This is a genomic window from Serratia sp. CY43202 (assembly GCF_052168755.1).
GTDB lineage: Bacteria > Pseudomonadota > Gammaproteobacteria > Enterobacterales > Enterobacteriaceae > Serratia > Serratia bockelmannii.
On sequence record NZ_JBJNMB010000006.1, the window covers coordinates 14,354 to 33,607 of the forward strand.

Sequence of the window (19,254 nt, forward strand, 5' to 3'; positions counted from 1 at the left end):
GAACGGCAAATGTTAATGAAAGGTTGTTTAAAAATGACAAATGCGGGAGGGATCACGAAATCATGCACCGATATGAAAAACCTATGTCAGTTGTGCGCTCTTCCGCTAATTTATGGCAAAAAATGCGTTGATCCCGGCAGCGCATTGCGCGTAAAAGTGTTTTCTCACTGTCTTTTACACTCAATTTAATAACAATTAATTTACATTGATCAGCCTCGTCCCCCGCGTTTGCGCGTAATGGCCTCCGCGGGCGAGTTTACTGCTGCCTGAATTCGTCAACCGCTCGCACTGAGGAACGCGCCGTGCAACAACGTCAACGCTGGTTTGGGGTGATCGCCCTGCTGTTTCTGATCGTTATCGCCTATGCGGATCGGGTTAATATCGCCGTGATGTTGGTCAATCCCGACTTCCTGCAACACTTTCAACTCGGCGGCGACCGCGCCCATCAGGGCACGCTGATGACGGTGTTTTTACTCGGTTACGGCCTGTCCGCCATGTTGCTGACGCCGTTTCTGGAAACGCTGATGGGCTACCGCCGCGCGCTGACGCTGAGCGTGGTGCTGTGGGCGCTGCTCACCGCCGCCTCGCCGCTGGCGGGATCGCTGATGCTGCTGTGCGTAGTGCGCGCGCTGCTTGGCGTCAGCGAGGGGCCGCTGTTCTCGCTGAAGACCATGTACATCAGCGATCATTTCGCCGCCGACGAGCGCGGCAAGCCCAACGCGGTCAGCACGCTGGGCGTTTCATTGGGGCTGGTGCTCGGCTTTCCGCTGGTGAGTTTTCTGATGGCGCATTTCGGCTGGGTGATGTCGTTTCACCTGCTGGCGCTGCTCAACCTGCTGCTGGGGCTGGCGCTGGTGCGGCGGTTCGTTCATCCCCTCGCCCTGTCTTCACCCTCGCGCCCTGCTGCTCCGCAACCGGTGCTGAGCCGCGTCAGGCACACCTTTACGCTGGCCTGGCGCACGCCGATGCTCGGCTGGATCCTGCTGATCGAGATCGCCACGCTCAGCTATCTGTGGGGCTCCAGCTCCTGGTTGCCGGCGTATCTGACCGATGAAAAGGGGTTCTCCATCAAGCAGATGGGCTGGATGGCCGCGCTGCCTTTCATCGTCAGCATCGCCTCCAAATACCTCGGCGGCGTGTTGCTCGATCGTATCCGCCCTTATCAAGCGCCGCTGATCTTCGTCTGCGGCGGCGCAGCGACCGCGCTGTGCATCTATGGCGTGATGAACAGCCATCAGCTTGGCTGGATCGCCTTCTTCCTGCTGGCGGCCAATGCCTGTTGGGGCGCGCAGGGCGCGGCGATCCCTACCCTGCTGCAACATTATGCGCGGCCGGAGGCGGTCGGCAGCGCCTATGGGCTGATCAACGGCATCGGCAATCTATTCTCGGCGTTTGTGCCGATGGCGATGGGCATGGTGATGGCCAGCCAGGGCAAGGTGTCCTCGGGCTTTGCGGTACTGATTGCCTCACAGCTGCTGACGCTGCTGGCGGGCGGCGCGCTGTTTAGCCGCATGTTGCTGGCGCGCCAGGTGAAACGGGCATAAATCCGTTTCACCGTGTTCTACGGCGGCAAACCGAAAGCGTTGAGAGGGTGCTCATGGATCTGGACGCCAACAACCAGCAGACGGGGGCCCCCCCGTCGCCGGGTTGCCTTACCGTTCGGATTCGTAAGCCAAAATGGCCGCAACCTCCGTAGTGCCCGATCGGATCCGCAGCTCGCACAGCGTGCTGCGAGTTATCCATGCCAGTGATATTACCGTGGCACAAATAACCACCAGTTTTAACAGGCTCCGTTTGTTCGGCATCATGCCTTCTTCTCCTTGCCTCGCGGCGGGTAAGAGGCTAACTTAACGTTGCTGGCGTTAGAGTAGGCCTCGGGTTGATGAATATCGACTCGGGGCTTTTCTCTTTGTACCTTTCACGCAGGCTCTAGATACAAAGATCCAGAGCACCCGCGCGCAGTATATTCATCCTCCCCGTTATCCCGATTCCTTTTTACTGACTCCGTTTCATTTCTGCGCAAAATTGCGCAAAGGCGTTGCAACAGACTGAAAATCGCCGCACGGATGGCGAAAAATGAAATAAAAAAAGCGCCCCCCATACGATGAGAGCCGCTTTTTCAGCGAGGCGTGGCCAAGCGTCAGGCGTGTTTCTTGGCCGCCTGCAGGTACAGCATCTCCAGACCCAACGTCGCCGCGGCCAGCGCGGTGATCTCGGACTGGTCATAGGCCGGCGCCACTTCCACTACGTCCATGCCGACGATGTTCAGCGACTGCATGCCGCGTACCAGTTTCAGCGCGCGATCGGAAGTCAGGCCGCCGATCACCGGCGTGCCGGTGCCCGGTGCGAACGCCGGATCCAGGCAGTCGATGTCGAAGGTCAGGTACACCGGCATATCGCCGACGATGCCCTTGATCTGGGTCAGCAGGTCGTCCACGCTGCGATCGTTCACCTGCGCGGCGTCCAGCACGGTAAAGCCGTTGTCGTGATCGAACTCGGTGCGAATGCCGATCTGCACCGAGTGGTGCGGATCGATCAGACCTTCGTTCGGCGCATGATAGAACATGGTGCCATGGTCGAACTTGCTGCCGTTGGCGTAGGTATCGGTATGGGCGTCGAAGTGCACCAGCGCCAGCTTGCCGAAATGCTTGGCGTGCGCGCGCAGCAGCGGCAGGGTGACAAAGTGGTCGCCGCCGAACGATAGCATGCGCTTACCGGCTTTCAGCAGTTTCTCCGCGTGCGCCTGCAGCTTGTCGCTCATGTCCTGCGCATCGCCGAAGTTGAACACGATGTCGCCGCAGTCAACCACGTTCAGGCGATCGCGCAGATCGAAGCTCCACGGCCAACGGTTGCCTTCCCAGGCCAGGTTGGTGGACACCTGACGGATGGCCGCCGGGCCATGGCGGCCGCCGGCGCGACCGGAGGTCGCCATGTCAAACGGAATGCCGGTGATGACCCACTCTGCATCGCTGTCGTAAGGCATGAAGTTCAGCGGAAAGCGCAGGAAACCAAAGGCGTTGGACACTAATGAATTATCGGACTGATGGCCTAAGGTGCTCATAGTAAACCCTCGTAGTTCAACAAGTTGCCGGGCGCAGACGCCGGGCCGTTACAAAAAAAAATCCCTCCCGCGTCGTTAGCCCGACGAGAAAGGGATTTATTCGATGTGTGTTTCGGTGCTACCGATACGGCAGATTATGGCCGCATTTTGTTCATGCTTCAAGGGGGTCAACAGCGCCCCCCTGAAGAGGGCGGTTACTCGTCTTCCAGATACGTATAACCGTACAGACCGGCCTCAAACTCTTCCAGGAACTGCGCCTGCAGCTCGCTGTCCAGATCGGTTTCTTTGACCTGATCGCGGAACTTGGACAGCAGCGCGCTCGGATCGAGCTGCACATACTCCAGCATGTCCGCCACGGTATCGCCCTCGTCGGACAGCTCGGTCTCGACGCTGCCGTCCGGGAACACGTACACATCAACCGAGGCGGTGTCGCCGAACAGGTTGTGCATGTTGCCAAGGATCTCCTGGTACGCGCCGACCATGAAGAAGCCCAACGCCGGCGGGTTCTCCGGATCGTACGGCGGCATCGGCATGGTGGTCGCCACGCCGTCGCCGTCGACGTAATGATCGATGGTGCCGTCGGAGTCGCAGGTGATGTCGAGCAGTACCGCACGGCCTTCCGGCGGCTTATCCAGCCCTTCCAGCGGCAGCACCGGGAACAGCTGGTCGATGCCCCATGCATCCGGCATCGACTGGAACAGCGAGAAGTTGACGTAGAACTTGTCCGCCATGCGCTCTTGCAGTTCGTCGATGATAGGACGGTGCGCGCGGTTGCTCGGATCGAGCTGCTGCTGGATCTTGTTGCAGATGTTCAGATACAGCTGCTCGGCCCAGGCGCGCTTGGTCAGGTCCAGCATGCCGTGCGCGTATTGGGTATGCACGTCGTGCAGATCCATCTGGCTGTCGTGCAGCCATTCGCGCAGCGAGCGGCGGTTCTCCGGCTCGTTCATTTCCAGCCAGGTTTCCCACATGCTTTCCAGCGCGCGCGGCGCGTCGGCTTCCGGCGGCTGCGGTTCGCTGAACTCGTTGCGCTCGACGCCAATCACGTTGGAGACCAGCACCGTGTGGTGCGCGGTCACGGCGCGACCGGACTCGGTGATCACCGTCGGGTGCGGCAGGCCGTGTTCGTTACAGGCGTCGCCGATGCCCCAAATCACGTTGTTGGCATATTCGTTCAGGCCGTAGTTGACCGAGCAATCGGACTGCGAACGGGTGCCTTCGTAGTCGACGCCCAAGCCGCCGCCCACGTCGAAGCACTGAATGTTGACGCCCAACTTGTGCAGCTCAACGTAGAAGCGCGCCGATTCGCGCACGCCGGTGGCGATGTCGCGAATATTGGCCAGCTGCGAACCCAAATGGAAGTGCAGCAGCTGCAGGCTGTCGAGGCGGCCCGCTTCACGCAGGGTCTCCACCAGCTTCAGCACCTGCACCGCCGCCAGACCGAACTTGGATTTTTCGCCGCCACTCGACTGCCATTTGCCGGAGCCTTGCGATGCCAGACGCGCACGCACGCCCAGGCGCGGTATGACGTTCAGCCGCTCGGCCTCTTCCAGCACCAGGTTGATCTCGGACATCTTCTCGATCACCAGGTACACCTTGTGCCCCAGCTTTTCCCCGATCAGCGCCAGACGAATATATTCACGATCTTTATAACCATTACAGACGATCACCGAGCGGGTCATGCCGGCATGCGCCAGCACCGCCATCAGTTCGGCCTTGGAGCCGGCTTCCAGCCCCAGCGGTTCGCCGGAGTTCACCAGCGATTCAATCACGCGGCGGTGTTGGTTCACCTTGATCGGATACACCAGGAAATAACCGCCCTGGTAGCCGAAGGATTCACGCGCGCGTTTGAACGCGGCGTTGATAGAGCGCAGGCGATGCTGAAGGATCTGCGGGAAGCAGAACAGCGCCGGCAGACGTTGGCCGTCTTGCTGGCGCGTTTTCACCAGTTCTGCCAGATCGACGCGCGCCTGCGGGACATCCGGATCCGGGCACACGCTGATATGGCCCAGCTCGTTGACGTCATAGTAATTGTTGCCCCAGTAGGCGACGTTATAAGTACGCAGCATCTTGCTGGCATTACGATCATTCATGGCAACCTCCTGCATGGAGCGCAAAGATAAAGACTCGCCCGCAACCGGCGGACGGTGAATCAACAGATCATCAGACATGGTTCGCCTCACATTCCCTACTGACGAAACCGTCAGCCACTATCGCAGCTACAACCCGCGAGAACAACCCAACAAGCCGCGCCGGCGGCAGCGAAGAGAACTGCCGTTCGCGGTCAGCGATCGGTTTATCACTCATATAATTGTAAGACACCCTGTTCAAACCTCGTGAATCGGGCCAAGAAACATCCCACAGGAAGGCTGCAGGCTACCCTTGTTCAGTTCTTCAGACGACCGTTAGCCGGCCCGAGAATCCTGAGTAGCGGCCAAGTGTTTATCGCACCTGGTAAGTGACAGAGAGACAAGACGGGAAATAGCAGAAGAATGTGCGCCAGAACGGCACTGCTGTTGAGAACCAACAACCGGTAGACAACGGATCATTAATCCAACCACCTCCACGCGCGCCGTTCGGAGTGAACGACCCAGCCTCTAAATATAGTGTAAGAACGTGACCGTTCGATGAAGCGGCGAACGCCCGCGACGGATAATAGCGCAACGCTGGCGAATGCAAAGCGGAAGTTTATCGCTCCTTCCCCCACGCCAGACCGCCGTACTGTGCAGCAAATGAACCGCGCGCGCAGTTTATACCGGTAAGCAGGTGAAAAAGCAAAATGAAAATTCGCCGAAAACTGTTTCAAGCGATGAAAATGGCGCCAACCCGTTTGCGCAAAAGAGCGAAAGCGCAAAAAATTACTGGCAATCTGGCTAAACCCTGACCTAAAATAGACGTCCAGATGTTAATCCATCTATACTGGTTAACTGATAAACTGCTTAACGGCTTTGCCTGAGGGGCGTTGCAGGATGCATCTCGCGCCATCAGCGGAAGACCCTTCGCTTCGATGCCGGATCTCCAGCGCTGTGCAGTAATTTCTAACCCGTCTTATGCAAGGTAAAGAACACAATGGCTAAACACCTCTTCACGTCCGAATCCGTCTCCGAAGGACATCCCGATAAAATCGCCGACCAGATCTCCGATGCCGTCCTCGACGCCATCCTGGAACAAGATCCGAAAGCGCGCGTCGCCTGCGAAACTTACGTGAAAACCGGTATGGTGCTGGTCGGCGGTGAAATCACCACCAGTGCCTGGGTCGATATCGAAGAGATTACCCGCAAGACCGTGCGCGAGATCGGCTACGTTCATTCGGACATGGGCTTTGACGCCAACTCCTGTGCAGTCTTGAGCGCCATCGGCAAACAATCCCCGGACATCAATCAGGGCGTTGACCGTACCGATCCTCTCGAGCAGGGCGCCGGCGATCAGGGCTTGATGTTTGGCTACGCCACCAACGAAACCGACGTGCTGATGCCTGCACCGGTCACCTACGCGCACCGTCTGGTGCAGCGCCAGTCCGAAGTGCGCAAAAACGGCACCCTGCCGTGGCTGCGCCCGGATGCGAAGAGCCAGGTGACCTTCCAGTACGACGACGGCAAAATCGTCGGCATCGACGCCGTGGTGCTGTCCACCCAGCACTCAGAAGACATCTCGCTGAAAGATCTGCAAGAAGCGGTGATGGAAGAGATCATCAAGCCGGTACTGCCGGCGGAATGGCTGACGGCGGGCACCAAATACCACATCAACCCGACCGGCCGTTTCGTTATCGGCGGCCCGATGGGCGACTGCGGCCTGACCGGCCGTAAGATCATCGTCGACACCTACGGCGGCATGGCTCGCCACGGCGGCGGCGCCTTCTCCGGTAAGGATCCGTCCAAGGTTGACCGTTCCGCGGCTTACGCGGCGCGCTACGTGGCGAAAAACATCGTTGCCGCCGGCCTGGCCGATCGCTGCGAGATTCAGGTGTCTTACGCTATCGGCGTAGCGGAACCGACCTCCATCATGGTGGAAACCTTCGGTACCGAGAAAGTGCCAACCGAACAGCTGACGCTGCTGGTGCGCGAATTCTTCGATCTGCGCCCATACGGCCTGATCCAGATGATGGATCTGCTGCAGCCGATCTACCGCGAAACTGCCGCCTACGGCCACTTCGGCCGCGAGCACTTCCCGTGGGAAGCGACCGACAAAGCCGCACTGCTGCGCGATGCCGCCGGCCTGAAATAAGCCCCGACATCAACATGAAAACGGCGAGCCTGGGCTCGCCGTTTTTTTTGAGCAGATGGGTGCTCCTGGATCAACGCATCGACTGCCGGCCAGCGGAGGCAAAGCCCCCGCCGCCGGGTTGCCTTACCGTTCGGATTCGTAAGCCAAAATGGCCGCAACCTCCGTAGTGCCCGATCGGATACGCAGCTCACACAGCGTGCTGCGGGTTATCCATGCCAGTGATATTACCGTGGCACAAATAACCACCAATTTTAACAGGCTCCGTTTGTTCGGCATCATGCCTTCTTCTCCTTGCCTCGCGGCGGGTAAGAGGCTAACTTAACGTTGTCGTGCGTTAGAGTAGGCCTCGGGTTGATGGATATCGACTCGGGGCTTTTCTCTTTGTATCTTTCACGCAGGCTCCAGAGACAAAGATCCAGAGCACCCGCCCGCAGTATATTCACCTCCCCCTCTCTTCCCGCGTTCCTTTTCACGTTAAATGTCTTTCTTGCGTAGCGGCACGCAACGCCTTGCAAGGCGTTGAAAAAAGGCCCAGCAACGCTGGGCCTTTGATGGCGGAGAAAGCAAAGTAGGGCTGAAGCTTACGACGTCTGCTTACGCAACAGATAAACGAAGTACGGCGCACCGATAAAGGTCGCCAATAACCCGGCGGGGATCTGATACGGGAACAGCAGCATACGCCCGCACCAGTCGGCAAACACCATCAGCAAGCCGCCCAGCAGCGCGGCGATCACCATCTGCGGCAGCGCGCGGCGGAAGCCCAGCATACGCGCCATATGCGGCGCCATCAGCCCGACAAAGCTCAGCGGCCCGACGGTCAGGGTCGCCATGGCGGTCAGGGTGGCAGCCAGCAACAAAATGGTCAACCGCGCCGGCGTCAGCGCAATGCCCACCGAGCGGGCGGTGGCGCCGCCGAGCGGCAGGATGGTCAACCAACGGCGGCACAGCGGCGCCAATACCATCAGGCCGGCGGCCACCAGAGCGGTACGCAGCGCCTGCGCCGGCTCCACCGAATAGGTCGAACCGGAGAGCCAGGTCAGCAAGCCCCCCATACGCGGATCGCCGCTGGCCAACAGCAGGAAGATGACGGTAGTAAAGGCGGTGCTGAGCGCGATACCGGCGAGCAGCATGCGTTCCGTCGAGAAACCGCCGCGGCCTGCGGCGATCATGATGATCAGCAGCGTAGCGGCCGCTCCCAAACTGCCGGCGGGCAGCAGCCAAACGAAGGCGTCGCCCGGCACCATAAACAGCATCATCACGACGCCAAAAGCGGCGCCGGAGCTGATCCCCAACACTTCCGGGCTGGCCATCGGGTTGCCGGTCAATTTCTGGATCAACGTGCCGGCGACCGCCAGCATCATGCCCGCCGCCAGCGCCGACAGCACCCGCGGCCAGCGCCACGGCAGCAGGGAATCCAGCTCCGCACCCAGGCTCCAGTGCCAACCGCCGGCATTTTTGCCCAGCATCAGCGCCAGCGTCAGACCGATCAGCAATACGAGGCCACCCAGCAGGATCCAGCCGGACAGATTCCCGCGCTCGGCAGGCACCTTGTCGCCAAGGTTCATCGGCGGCGGCGTGGTGGCGCTGCGCAAACGCGGCAACAGCCACAGCAGCAGCGGTGCGCCGAACAGCGCAGTGGCCGCGCCGGTCGGGATCTCACGCCACACCTGCGTCACCCCGAGCATCACCTGATCGGTCAGCCACAGCAGCAGCGCCCCCAGCAACGGCGCCAACATCATGCGGTGCGCCAGGCGGCGCGCGCCCAGCATCTTCGCCATCAGCGGCGCAAACAGGCCGATAAAGCCGATAATGCCCACCGCACTCACCAACATGGCGCTGAAGATAATGGCCAGCCCCAAGGCGCAGAAGCGCGCCATCGATAGCCCCAACCCCAGGTTGCGCGCCACGCCGTCGTCCAGCCCCAGCAGCGTCAGCGGGCGCAGCAACAGCGCCGCCAGCAGGCCTGCCACCAGCAAACGCGGCAGGAGGAACTGTACGGCGCTCCAATCCTGTTGGTTCAGCGCACCGGTGCCCCACAGGAACATGCCCTGCAGCTGATCGTAATGAAACAGCGCCAACAAGCTGTTGACCGCGCCGCAGTACAGCCCCAACACCAGCCCGGCCAGAATCAGCGTCACCGGCGACATCCGCTTGCCCCAGGCGACGCCGAACACCAGCCCGCCCACCACAATCGCACCCACCATAGCGGCCAGCTGGCGGGTAAATTCGCCCCCCGGCAGCACCCACAGCGTGGCGATGGTCAGGCCGAGCTGCGCACCGGCGGCCACGCCGAGCGTCGACGGTTCCGCCAACGGATTGCGCAACACCTGCTGGAACAGCACGCCGACCAACCCCAGGCCGGCGCCGGCCAACAGCGACACCGTCAACCGAGGCAGCAGGCTGTAATGGAACAGCATTTGCCGCACGTCGTCGATGTCCGGCGCGCTGAGCGCCCGCGCCCATTGCGCCGGCGGCAGCTGCTGCGTCAGGTTGTATATCGTCAGGCCACCTGCCGCCGCCAGCAACAGCAGGATCAGCGTCAGCGGCAATTTCCGGATGCCCGCATTCATGACGCACTCTCCTGAGCCTGTGCCAACAGGCGGCAAAACCGCATCGTCGACAGCGTAGCACCGTAGAACCACACCGCCGGCACCTGCCACAGCTGGTTTTGCCGCACGAAGGGCAATGACTGCCACAGTGGCGTCGCGCTGACCTTGTCCATCATCGCCTGATTGCCGTGATCGAGATAGATGACTCGGGCGTTACGCACCGTGGCCAACCGTTCAATCCCCACCACCGCCGTGCCCCAAAAGTCGGTTGGCTCCTGCCAGGCATTGCGGATGCCCAGTTGGTCCATCGCTTCCTGGAACAGGCTTTTCTGGCCGATGATCAACGCATGGCGCGTGTCTATCAGGGAAAACAGCAGCAACGGTTGGCGGGTGTAGCTTTGCAGGCGCTGACGGGCGTCCTGCATAAAGCGGTCGAACTGCGCCAGGTGGTTTACCGCCCGGCTTTCTATGCCCAACCGCTGGCCCAGCGCCAGCAGCGACTGGCGGGCGACGGTCAGCGGTTTGCCGCTGCCGTCGTTGAAGCCGAAGCTCATGGTTGGCGCGATGGGTTGGATTTTTCGCGGCGTCGGGCCATAGCCCTGCGACAGCAACACCAGCGAAGGCTGGAGCTGCTGCAGCAGTTCGAGATTCGGTTCGGTGCGCTGGCCGACGTCGACCACCTTCGCCGGCAGCTTCGGCTCCGCCACCCACAGGTTGTAGTTATGCACATCGGCCACCGCCAGCGGCGTCACGCCCAATGCCAACAGCAGCTCGATCGGCAGCCATTCCAGCGCCGCAACGCGCGCGATATCCGGCGGCGCCTCCGCCGCCCGCCCGGGCAACGAACCCAACAGCGGCGACAGCGCGAGCGCCATCAACAAACGGCGGCGCAGCGGATCGTGAGAAGAAGTGAATGCAGAGGACATCAGTAGACAAAACTCACCGGCGCGCCGCCGCTCGGATGCGGCAACGTGCCCATAGGAATACCGTAAATTTGCTCCAGCACCGGCCCCTGCATCAGCTCCAGCGGGCCGCCCTGGGCGATCATTTCACCGCCGCGCAGTGCCACCAAATGGTCGCAGTAGCGCGCCGCCATGTTGATGTCGTGCAGTACGGCGATCACCGTGAGATCGCGTTCGCGGCTCAAGCGCTGGATCAGCGCCAGCACCTCGACCTGGTGCGCGATATCCAGCGCCGACGTCGGTTCGTCAAGCAGCAGGCAGCGGCTGTCCTGCGCCACCATCATCGCTAACCAGGCGCGTTGGCGCTCGCCGCCGGACAGGCTGTCCACCAGCCGATTGGCGAACGGCTTCAAGCCCACCAGCGCGATGGCCTCTTCCACCTGTTGACGATCGTTGGCGCCAAAACGCCCCAGCGCGCCATGCCACGGATAACGGCCGACGGCCACCAGCTCGCGCACCGTCATGCCTTCCGCCGCCGGCAACTGCTGCGGCAGGTAGGCCACCTGGCGGGCGAAGGATTTGCTGTCCCACTGCGCCAACGGCTGCCGATTGAGCAAGACCTGGCCGCCGCTGGGCGCATGGTGCCGCCCGAGCAGTTTCAACAGGGTGGATTTACCGGAACCGTTATGGCCGATCAGGCCGCAGACTTTGCCCTGGGGAAAACTGAGCGACAGCGGTTGCAGCAGCACCCGGCCGGGGACGGCGAAGCTGGCGTTATCCAGCGCAAAGGCCGCGCCGGGATTAAGAAGTTTGTCCTGCATAGATCCTGCTTTGTCCGGGGCGACGCGGCGCCGCCCCGGCTATCCGGTTAGAAACGGAAGGTTGCGGTGGCGACCACCTGGCGTTCTGCGCCCCAGAAACAACCATATGTAGCAAAGCAACTGGACACATATTGCTTATCAAACAGGTTGTTCACGTTAAGAGCGATCGAAGAACCCGGCAAGTTAAAACGAGCCAAGTCATACTTAAGTACGGTATTCCACACGGTAGAAGCCGGTACTTTAAAAGTATTGGCTTCATCACCGAATGATGACCCCGTATAACGAACACCCGCACCAAAGGTTAGACCGCTCAACGCCGTCTCATGGAAAGTATAATCTCCCCACAGAGATGCCATATGTTTAGGAATGATAGCTGGCGTATTACCTTTATTCGTGGTGTCCTCGGTATACTCTGCATTGGTATAAGTATATGAAGCCAATAGGTTAACGTTGGCATTCAATGCAGCTTTGCCTTCCAACTCAAGGCCCCGTGAACGAATTTTCCCCGTTTGCTGCTGATACCAGCCTTCATTGGCGTGTTGAACGTCCGTTACCAGATTGTTCGACTTAGTCAGTTGATAGATCGCGATGGTTGCAGAAACTGGTTTATCTTTAGGCATGAACTTCAAGCCAGCTTCATATTGCTCCCCTTTGGATGGAACAAAAGCTTTACCGCCATATGCAGCTCCCACGTTTGGCTCGAAGGACTGTGCATAGCTGACATATGGAGAAATGCCATTATCGAATAGATAGTTAAGACCAATACGGTTTGTAGACTGGTGATCTTTTTGCTTACTGTAACTGTCTGCGACACGATCTTCGACCGTACTTTTGGCCCAATCGTAACGAGTGCCGGCTGTCAGAACCCAATTATTCCATTCGGCCTGCTCTTGCATGTAAATACCGATTTGCTGTTGCCCATCGACTTTACTAGTACGATTCAATGCACCTTTTGTATAATTACCGAATTGTGGGTTGGCAAGGTTAAGCGTACTTGCAACACCCCAACCGCCCTCAATATCATTGCTCATGCGCATGAAATCTACGCCACTCAGTAACGTATGTTCCACCTGGCCTGTAGCGAACTTAGCCTGAGCTTGAGTATCCACACTGAAGTTGTTCAGCCGCTCATTAGAAACGATATAGTTACGGTTTAAAGTAACGTTATCGGCTGCAACTCCATTACCATAGACATTATTTTGATTGGTATGCAGTTGCATATACCGTAAGTTTTGACGCACAGTCCAAGTATCATTTAAGTCATGATAGAAACTGTAACCAAACATTCGCGTCTGGCGGGAATAAAAGTTGCTCTTCTCACCCTCATTGAAATTAGTGGGCAGCTTGCCATAAGGTGCAGGTTGCACCGTTCCTTGCATTGGCAGCCAACCGTAGTAGCCCATATTAGGATCGTTTTGCAGGTAAGAATATAAGGTTAAATTAGTATGATCATCTGGCTGCCAACTGAATGATGGTGCAACAGCATAGCGTTTGACTTTAGCCATGTCCTGCTGGTCATTAGCATCTTTCGCCAATCCAGTCAGACGGAACGCATATTTGCCCTCTTCATCTAACGCATCGCTGAAGTCGAAACCAGTTTGGAACAGGCTGTCAGTGCCCATTTTAAACTGCACTTCACGAATAGGCTCATTCGTTGGACGCTTACTCACTAGAGAAACGATTCCGCCAGGGCTGCTCTTACCATACAACACAGAAGAAGGGCCACGTAAAACTTCTGCACGCTCCAGGAAATAGGGATCAATAGAGGCTTCGTTAAAGTAGTCCCCCTGCAGCTTCAATCCATCCAGATATTCATTCTGGTTAACTGAACCAAAACCGCGAATGTAGACTGCATCATATACGTTGGAACTACCGCGGCTACCGACCATCACCCCAGGTGTGTACCCCAGAGCTTCCTTGACGGAGGTTGGCTGTAAAATGTCCATCTGCTCACGTGTCACAACCGACACTGACTGCGGTGTTTTTACCAACTGCGTATCGGTTTTGGTGCCGGTGGCGCTGTGTTTGGCGACATAGGTGCCGACCGGCCCCCAGGCGCTTTCCTGCTGGGCGGTGTTGCTACCGCCCACAACGGTAATCGTGTCTTCCTTGGCGGCCGGCTTGGCGTCGGCGGAAAAAGCCGGCATCGCCAGCGTGCCCAACGCCGCAGCGACGGTGATCGCTAACGCGCTGACGGGGGTGCGGCCCTGCTTGGCCGCGGATGATGAAAGACGCTTGGTCGGCATAGTTGATTTCTCTGATGAATAATTAAATGACGAATGTAAACGATAATAATTATTATAAGCGTCGCATTTTATGCAGAAGCCAAATTAAACTGCAAGCCGAATTCATAGGGCAAATAGGTTAAGGATTAGGCGCTTAGCCATGTAGTTAACAGGGAAATAAAACGAGCGGAAAAACAAAAAAGCCCGCAACCACGGTTACGGGCCTAATAACAAAGAAAAAATTTTCACCGGGGCCGACGCCCCGGTAGCGATTACTGACCGAACATATCCTTGATCCAGCCGGCGACGCCATCGCCATCTTTTTGCTCACCCGCCGCCGGTTGCTGCTGTTGCTGCACCGCCGCCTGGCTGGCCTGGCACAATCCCTGCGGATTGTCGGTCCAGACCGGGATGGTGCGCCAGCTGCCGCCGCCGCAGATAAAGTTGCCGGCAGAGTCGATGCTCATCTGGTTTATGCCTTCCGGCGGCTGCAGCATCAGCGGCAGCGGCGTCTGGTTTTCCAGATAGCGGCGATACAGGGTCAACGCGCCGTTGGCGCCGGTCAGCTTGGCCGGGCCGTTGTTGTCGCGCCCCACCCAGGCGATCGCCACTTCCTTGCCGTCGATGCCAGCGAACCAGCTGTCGCGCAGATCGTTGGTGGTACCGGTTTTCGCCGCCAGGTTGTAGTTCGGGAACTTCACCGACAGCGAGCGGGAGGTCCCGCGCGCCACGCCCTGCTGCATCGCGTACAGCGTCAGGTAAGCGGCCTGCGCCGGCACCATGCGCTCCGCCTGCGGGAAGCTCTGGTACAGCACCGTGCCGTCTTCGGCGATCACCGAACGCACCGCCGACAGCGGCGCACGGTTACCGCCGCTGGCGATGGTCTGGTACTCCTGCGCGACTTCCATCGGCGTCAGGCCGATCGCCCCCAGCAGCATCGAAGGCACCGGATTGATCTCCGCTTTCGGGATCCCCAGGCGTTGCAGCGTGGCGCTGATCTGATCCAGCCCGACCGACAGGCCGAGGTTCACCGTCGGCACGTTCAGCGAGTTGGCCAACGCATCCACCAGCATCACCTGACCGCGGAATTTACGGTCATAGTTGTTCGGCTGCCAGACGGCGCCGTTCGGCTGTTTCAGCGACAGCGGCGCATCCGCCAGCCAGGTGTTGAGGCGGTATTTATCCGGTTCGGACAGCGCGGTCAGGTACGTCGGCGGCTTGGCCAGCGAGCCGACCAGGCGTCGCGCCTGCATGGCGCGGTTGAAGCCGGCGAACTGCGGGTTGGCGCCGCCGACCATGGCGCGTACTTCACCGCTGAAGCGATCGACGATCACCATCGCCGCTTCCAGATCCTGCAGGTGACGCGCAGCGCGCAGCGCCGGGATGCCGTCTTCGACCGCTTTTTCCGCCGCGTCTTGCGACACCGGATCCAGCGTGGTGAAGATCTTCACGCCGGACAGGTCATTGACCTTATCGCCCAGCTTGGTTTGCAGTTCCTGACGCACCATCTGCATAAACGCCGGCTGTGGCGTAATGACGCCGCCTTTCGGCTGCACGCCCAGCGGACGCGCGCTCAGCATGTCATACAGCTCGCCGTCGATCACGCCCTGGTTCTGCAACAGTTTGAGCACCAGGTTGCGGCGCTCCAGCGCCAGTTTCGGGTTGCGCCACGGGTTATACAGCGACGCGCCCTTGACCATGCCGACCAGCAACGCCTGCTGATCGAGGCTCAGCTCGTCCACCGGACGGCCGAAGTAATACAGGCTGGCCAGCGGGAAGCCGCGGATCTGGTCGCTACCGCTCTGGCCGAGGTACACCTCGTTCAGATACAGCTCCAGGATGCGGTCTTTGCTGTAACGGTAATCCACCAACAGCGCCATATAGGCTTCGTTGGCCTTACGCCACAGCGAACGTTCGTTGGTCAGGAACAGGTTCTTCACCAGCTGCTGCGTCAGGGTACTGCCGCCCTGCACCGCACGACCGGCGGTCAGGTTGGCCAGCACCGCGCGGCCGATGGAGTACGGGCTGATGCCGTCATGCTCATAGAAATGGCGGTCTTCCGTGGCGATCAGCGTGTCTACCAACAGATCCGGGAAACCGGAACGCGGCACGAACAGGCGCTGTTCACCGTTAGGCGACTGCAGCATGGTGATAAGACGCGGATCGAGGCGGAAGAAGCCGAAGCTGCGGCCGCTGTCCAGATTTTCGATCTTCGCCAGGCGGTTGTTCTGGAAATCGAGGCGGGCGCGGATCTGCCCTTCTTTACCATCCGGGAAGTCGAACGGGCGGCGCAGCATTTCGATGCTGTTGGCCTGCACGGTAAACTCGCCCGGGCGCGTCATGCGGCTGACCTGGCGATACTGCATGCCTTCCAGCAGGTTGACCATCTCCTTCTTGCTGTACGGCATACCCGGTTCCAGGTTGACCATGCGGCCGTACACCGCCGCCGGCAGTTGCCAGACTTTACCGTCGATGCGGCTGCGGATCTGCGAGTCCAGGTAGACGCCATAGATTGCCAACAGAACGGCGATCACCAGGATCAGTTTGATAAACAGGCCGAGCCAACGGCGTTTTTTACGCGGCGGAGTCGCTTTTACCTTACGCGGCATGCGTTCCTCCTCCTCTTCATACTCATCATCGTCATACTCGTCTTCTTCGTAATCGTCATAATCGTCGTCTCGGCGACGGCGCGGCGGCTTGCGCGACGCGGTGCTTTTTGGTTGTTTTCCTTTGCGCCCGATGGGCTCGCGGTCATCCCCAGCCATGGCTGTTGTTCTCCGAGCTTGCCGACACTGCCGGCCATGATTAGTCGCTTAATCTGTGCCTACGCCGCAGCGCTGACCAGAAGAAACATCTGAATTCCAAACCTTAAATGATCGCGACCTACTGATATTTCTTCGTTCGGCGCGTCGGTACCGCCGTGGCCGGATCGTCCGGCCAAACGTGTTTAGGGTAGCGGCCCTTCATCTCTTTTTGCACCTCGCGATAGGCGCCTTGCCAGAAGGCCGCCAGATCGCCGGTGATTTGCAACGGCCGGTGCGCCGGTGAGAGTAACTCAAGCACCACCGGGATGCGACCCTCCGCCAACATCGGGCTGCGCTGCTCGCCGAACACCTCCTGCAAACGCACCGCCAGCGCCGGCGGTTTACCCGCCTCATAACGGATCGGTAAGCGGCTGCCGGTCGGCACAGTGTAATGAGTGGGTAGCGCATTATCCAGCCGCTGCTTTTGCTGCCAGTCCAGCAGACGGGACAGCGCCTCGGCGATGTTGACCTGCTTCAATCCGCGCAGATCGCGCACGCCGTTCAGCGACGGCAACAGCCACTGCTCCAGCGCCGCCAGCAGCGGCTCTTCATCCATCGCCGGCCACTCCGCCTCCGGCAGCCAGGCTTGCGCGCACTGCAGGCGCACCCGCAATTGTTCAGCGGCCCCCTCCCAGTTGAGCACCGCCAACCCCTGTGCGCGCACCCAGTCGAGCAGCGCCTGCTGCAGCTCTTCGTCCGCCGGTTTGGCCAGCGGCTGAGCGCGCAGCGTCAGACGACCGATCTGCTGGCGCTTCCAGGCGCGCAGCGTGCCCTTCTCTTCATCCCATTCCACCGCCGTGCGCTGCGTGACGATCGCCGGCAGCTGCGCCGCCAGGGCTTCGATGTCCGCCGGCAGCGCCAGCAGGATACGCGCATCGGGGCTGTTGTGGCTCTGCAACAGGCTGGGAACAATAAGCCAGGGGGCGCGCGACAGCGCCTCGTCCTGGTTCATCGCCGCGCCCAGGCCGTTGGCCAGCAGGTAGCGGCCGTCCTGGCCACGGCGCTGGGCGATGCGATCGGTAAACGCCTGCGCCAACAGGCGCGGCGCCAGATCGACGTCGACTTGCCCCGCACGTTGCGGCAGGCGTTTGGTCAACTGCGCGGCGCGCTGCCGCCAGTTCGGTTGCGGGCGGCTCAGCCAGTAGCCGATATCCATCTGCCCGCCGCGCGGCGGTTCTTCCAGCAATGCCGCCAGCAACGCCGCCGTCGCCAGGCCGTCGGCGCTCAGTGCCGCCCCGGCGACCAGCATCGCCGCCAGCCGCGGCTCGCACCCCAGCGCGGCCATCTGGCGCCCCGGCGCGGTAAGTTTGCCGCCGTCATCCGTGGCTCCCAGCCGGTGCAACAGTGCCCTGGCCGCTGCCAATGCCGCCGCCGGAGGCGCATCAAGCCAGGTCAGCTGCGCCGGATCATGGCACCCCCACTGCAACAGCTCGAGCCAGAAGCCGGTGAGATCGCTCTGTAAAATTTCCGGTTCGGCATGTTCCGCCGCGCGCTCCGCCTGTTCTTTGGCGAACAGATGCCAGCAAATGCCCGGCTCCAGGCGCCCGGCGCGCCCGGCACGCTGCACCATTGAGGCCTGACTGATGCGCTGCGTCGCCAGCCGCGTCAAACCGTTGCGCACGTCGTAACGCGCCACGCGTTCCAGGCCGCTGTCCACCACCAGCCGGATACCCTCGATCGTCAGGCTGGTTTCGGCGATGTTGGTCGCCAGCACCACCTTGCGGCGGCCAGGTGCCGCCGGCTGAATCGCTTTTTGCTGTTGCGCCAAAGGCAGGGCACCATACAGCGGGCAAAGATCGGTATCGCTCGCCACCTCGCCGGTCAATCGCTCCAGCACCCGATTGATCTCCGCTACGCCCGGCAGGAACAACAGCAAAGACCCCGGCTGTTCGGCCAGCAGACGCTTCACCGCCGCCGCTACGCCATCCTCCAGCCGCTGATGGCTGGCCAACGGCTGATATAAACGTTCAACCGGAAAGCTGCGTCCCTCTGACACCACCACCGGTGCCTGCGGCAACAGCTGCGTCATACGGACGTTGTCCAGCGTGGCCGACATGATCAGCAGTTTCAGATCGTCGCGTAGCCCTTGCTGCACGTCGAGCAGCAGCGCCAGCGCCAAATCGGCCTGCAGACTGCGTTCGTGAAATTCATCGAGGATCACCAGCGACACGCCCTGCAGCTCGGCATCCTGCTGCAGCATGCGGGTGAGAATGCCTTCCGTCACCACTTCCAGCCGGGTCTGCGGCCCGCTTTTACTTTCGGCGCGCATGCGGTAGCCCACGGTCTGGCCTGGCTCCTCCCCCAGTTGCTGTGCCAGGCGGTAAGCGACGTTTTTCGCCGCCAGCCGCCGCGGCTCCAGCATGATAATGCGCCCCGGCAATCCGGCCTTAGCCAGGATCTGCAGCGGCAACCAGGTGGATTTACCAGCGCCGGTCGGGGCGTGCAACAGCACCTGAGGAGCGGACTGCAGCGCAGCCAGCAACTCATCAAGCACCGCGCTGACGGGCAATGAAGACACTGAACTCTCCGTGGTGGTTAACGTTAAACGGCGTACAGTGTAGCATTAGCTTTGCCCCCGTAGCCTTTCAAACTGCGGCGTCGTTAGCTATAGTACGGAGCTCATCCATGCGCCCCGCTTCGCGCGAGACCGTTGCAAACCGCATTCAAG

The 19,254-nt window shown here is 60.2% G+C and carries 12 protein-coding genes; 2 read left to right on the plus strand and 10 right to left on the minus strand.

Annotation, left to right across the window (positions count from 1 at the left end; genetic code table 11):
* Positions 1-302: 302 nt before the first annotated feature.
* Entirely contained in the window at positions 303-1,544 is a 1,242-nt protein-coding gene (locus ACJ8J5_RS13505; RefSeq protein WP_197781671.1) for an MFS transporter, read from the plus strand.
* A gap of 108 nt (positions 1,545-1,652) precedes the next feature.
* Here the strand turns inward: ACJ8J5_RS13505 and ACJ8J5_RS13510 are convergent, their stop codons facing one another.
* The 3 genes from ACJ8J5_RS13510 to speA form a co-directional block, all read right to left on the minus strand.
* Positions 1,653-1,805, minus strand: coding sequence for a Hok/Gef family protein (locus ACJ8J5_RS13510; RefSeq protein WP_004937610.1), 153 nt, complete (start codon positions 1,803-1,805; stop codon positions 1,653-1,655).
* A 335-nt stretch (positions 1,806-2,140) separates the two neighbouring features.
* Positions 2,141-3,061, minus strand: a complete 921-nt coding sequence (gene speB, locus ACJ8J5_RS13515) for an agmatinase (protein WP_004937606.1) — start codon at positions 3,059-3,061, stop codon at positions 2,141-2,143.
* A 194-nt stretch (positions 3,062-3,255) separates the two neighbouring features.
* Positions 3,256-5,232, minus strand: coding sequence for a biosynthetic arginine decarboxylase (gene speA, locus ACJ8J5_RS13520; protein ID WP_004937600.1), 1,977 nt, complete (start codon positions 5,230-5,232; stop codon positions 3,256-3,258).
* 898 nt (positions 5,233-6,130) lie between these two features.
* Here speA and metK point away from each other — a divergent pair.
* Positions 6,131-7,285: a methionine adenosyltransferase gene (gene metK, locus ACJ8J5_RS13525; protein ID WP_016926681.1), complete on the plus strand. Its 1,155-nt coding sequence runs from the start codon at positions 6,131-6,133 to the stop codon at positions 7,283-7,285.
* 123 nt (positions 7,286-7,408) lie between these two features.
* Here the strand turns inward: metK and ACJ8J5_RS13530 are convergent, their stop codons facing one another.
* The 7 genes from ACJ8J5_RS13530 to hrpB form a co-directional block, all read right to left on the minus strand.
* Positions 7,409-7,561: a Hok/Gef family protein gene (locus tag ACJ8J5_RS13530; protein WP_004937610.1), complete on the minus strand. Its 153-nt coding sequence runs from the start codon at positions 7,559-7,561 to the stop codon at positions 7,409-7,411.
* A 305-nt stretch (positions 7,562-7,866) separates the two neighbouring features.
* Positions 7,867-9,855 carry a Fe(3+)-hydroxamate ABC transporter permease FhuB gene (gene fhuB, locus ACJ8J5_RS13535; RefSeq protein ID WP_442520482.1) on the minus strand — a complete coding sequence of 663 codons (1,989 nt, stop codon included), beginning with the start codon at positions 9,853-9,855 and terminating at the stop codon, positions 7,867-7,869.
* Positions 9,852-10,760 (minus strand): Fe(3+)-hydroxamate ABC transporter substrate-binding protein FhuD, encoded by a 909-nt coding sequence (gene fhuD / locus ACJ8J5_RS13540; protein WP_414104528.1) that lies wholly within the window; start codon positions 10,758-10,760, stop codon positions 9,852-9,854. Before fhuD ends, fhuB begins: the two co-directional genes overlap by 4 nt.
* A complete protein-coding gene (gene fhuC, locus ACJ8J5_RS13545) occupies positions 10,760-11,557 on the minus strand; it encodes a Fe3+-hydroxamate ABC transporter ATP-binding protein FhuC (protein ID WP_099817512.1) in 798 nt (265 codons plus the stop codon). The genes fhuD and fhuC overlap by 1 nt, the downstream gene beginning before the upstream one ends.
* Before the next feature lie 47 nt (positions 11,558-11,604).
* Positions 11,605-13,803: a ferrichrome porin FhuA gene (gene fhuA, locus ACJ8J5_RS13550; RefSeq protein ID WP_197781674.1), complete on the minus strand. Its 2,199-nt coding sequence runs from the start codon at positions 13,801-13,803 to the stop codon at positions 11,605-11,607.
* 251 nt (positions 13,804-14,054) lie between these two features.
* Positions 14,055-16,547: a bifunctional glycosyl transferase/transpeptidase gene (mrcB, locus tag ACJ8J5_RS13555; protein ID WP_025304218.1), complete on the minus strand. Its 2,493-nt coding sequence runs from the start codon at positions 16,545-16,547 to the stop codon at positions 14,055-14,057.
* Between the two features lie 118 nt (positions 16,548-16,665).
* On the minus strand, positions 16,666-19,104 hold the full coding sequence (gene hrpB / locus ACJ8J5_RS13560; protein ID WP_195892397.1) for an ATP-dependent helicase HrpB: 2,439 nt from the start codon (positions 19,102-19,104) through the stop codon (positions 16,666-16,668).
* Between the last annotated feature and the right edge of the window lie 150 nt (positions 19,105-19,254).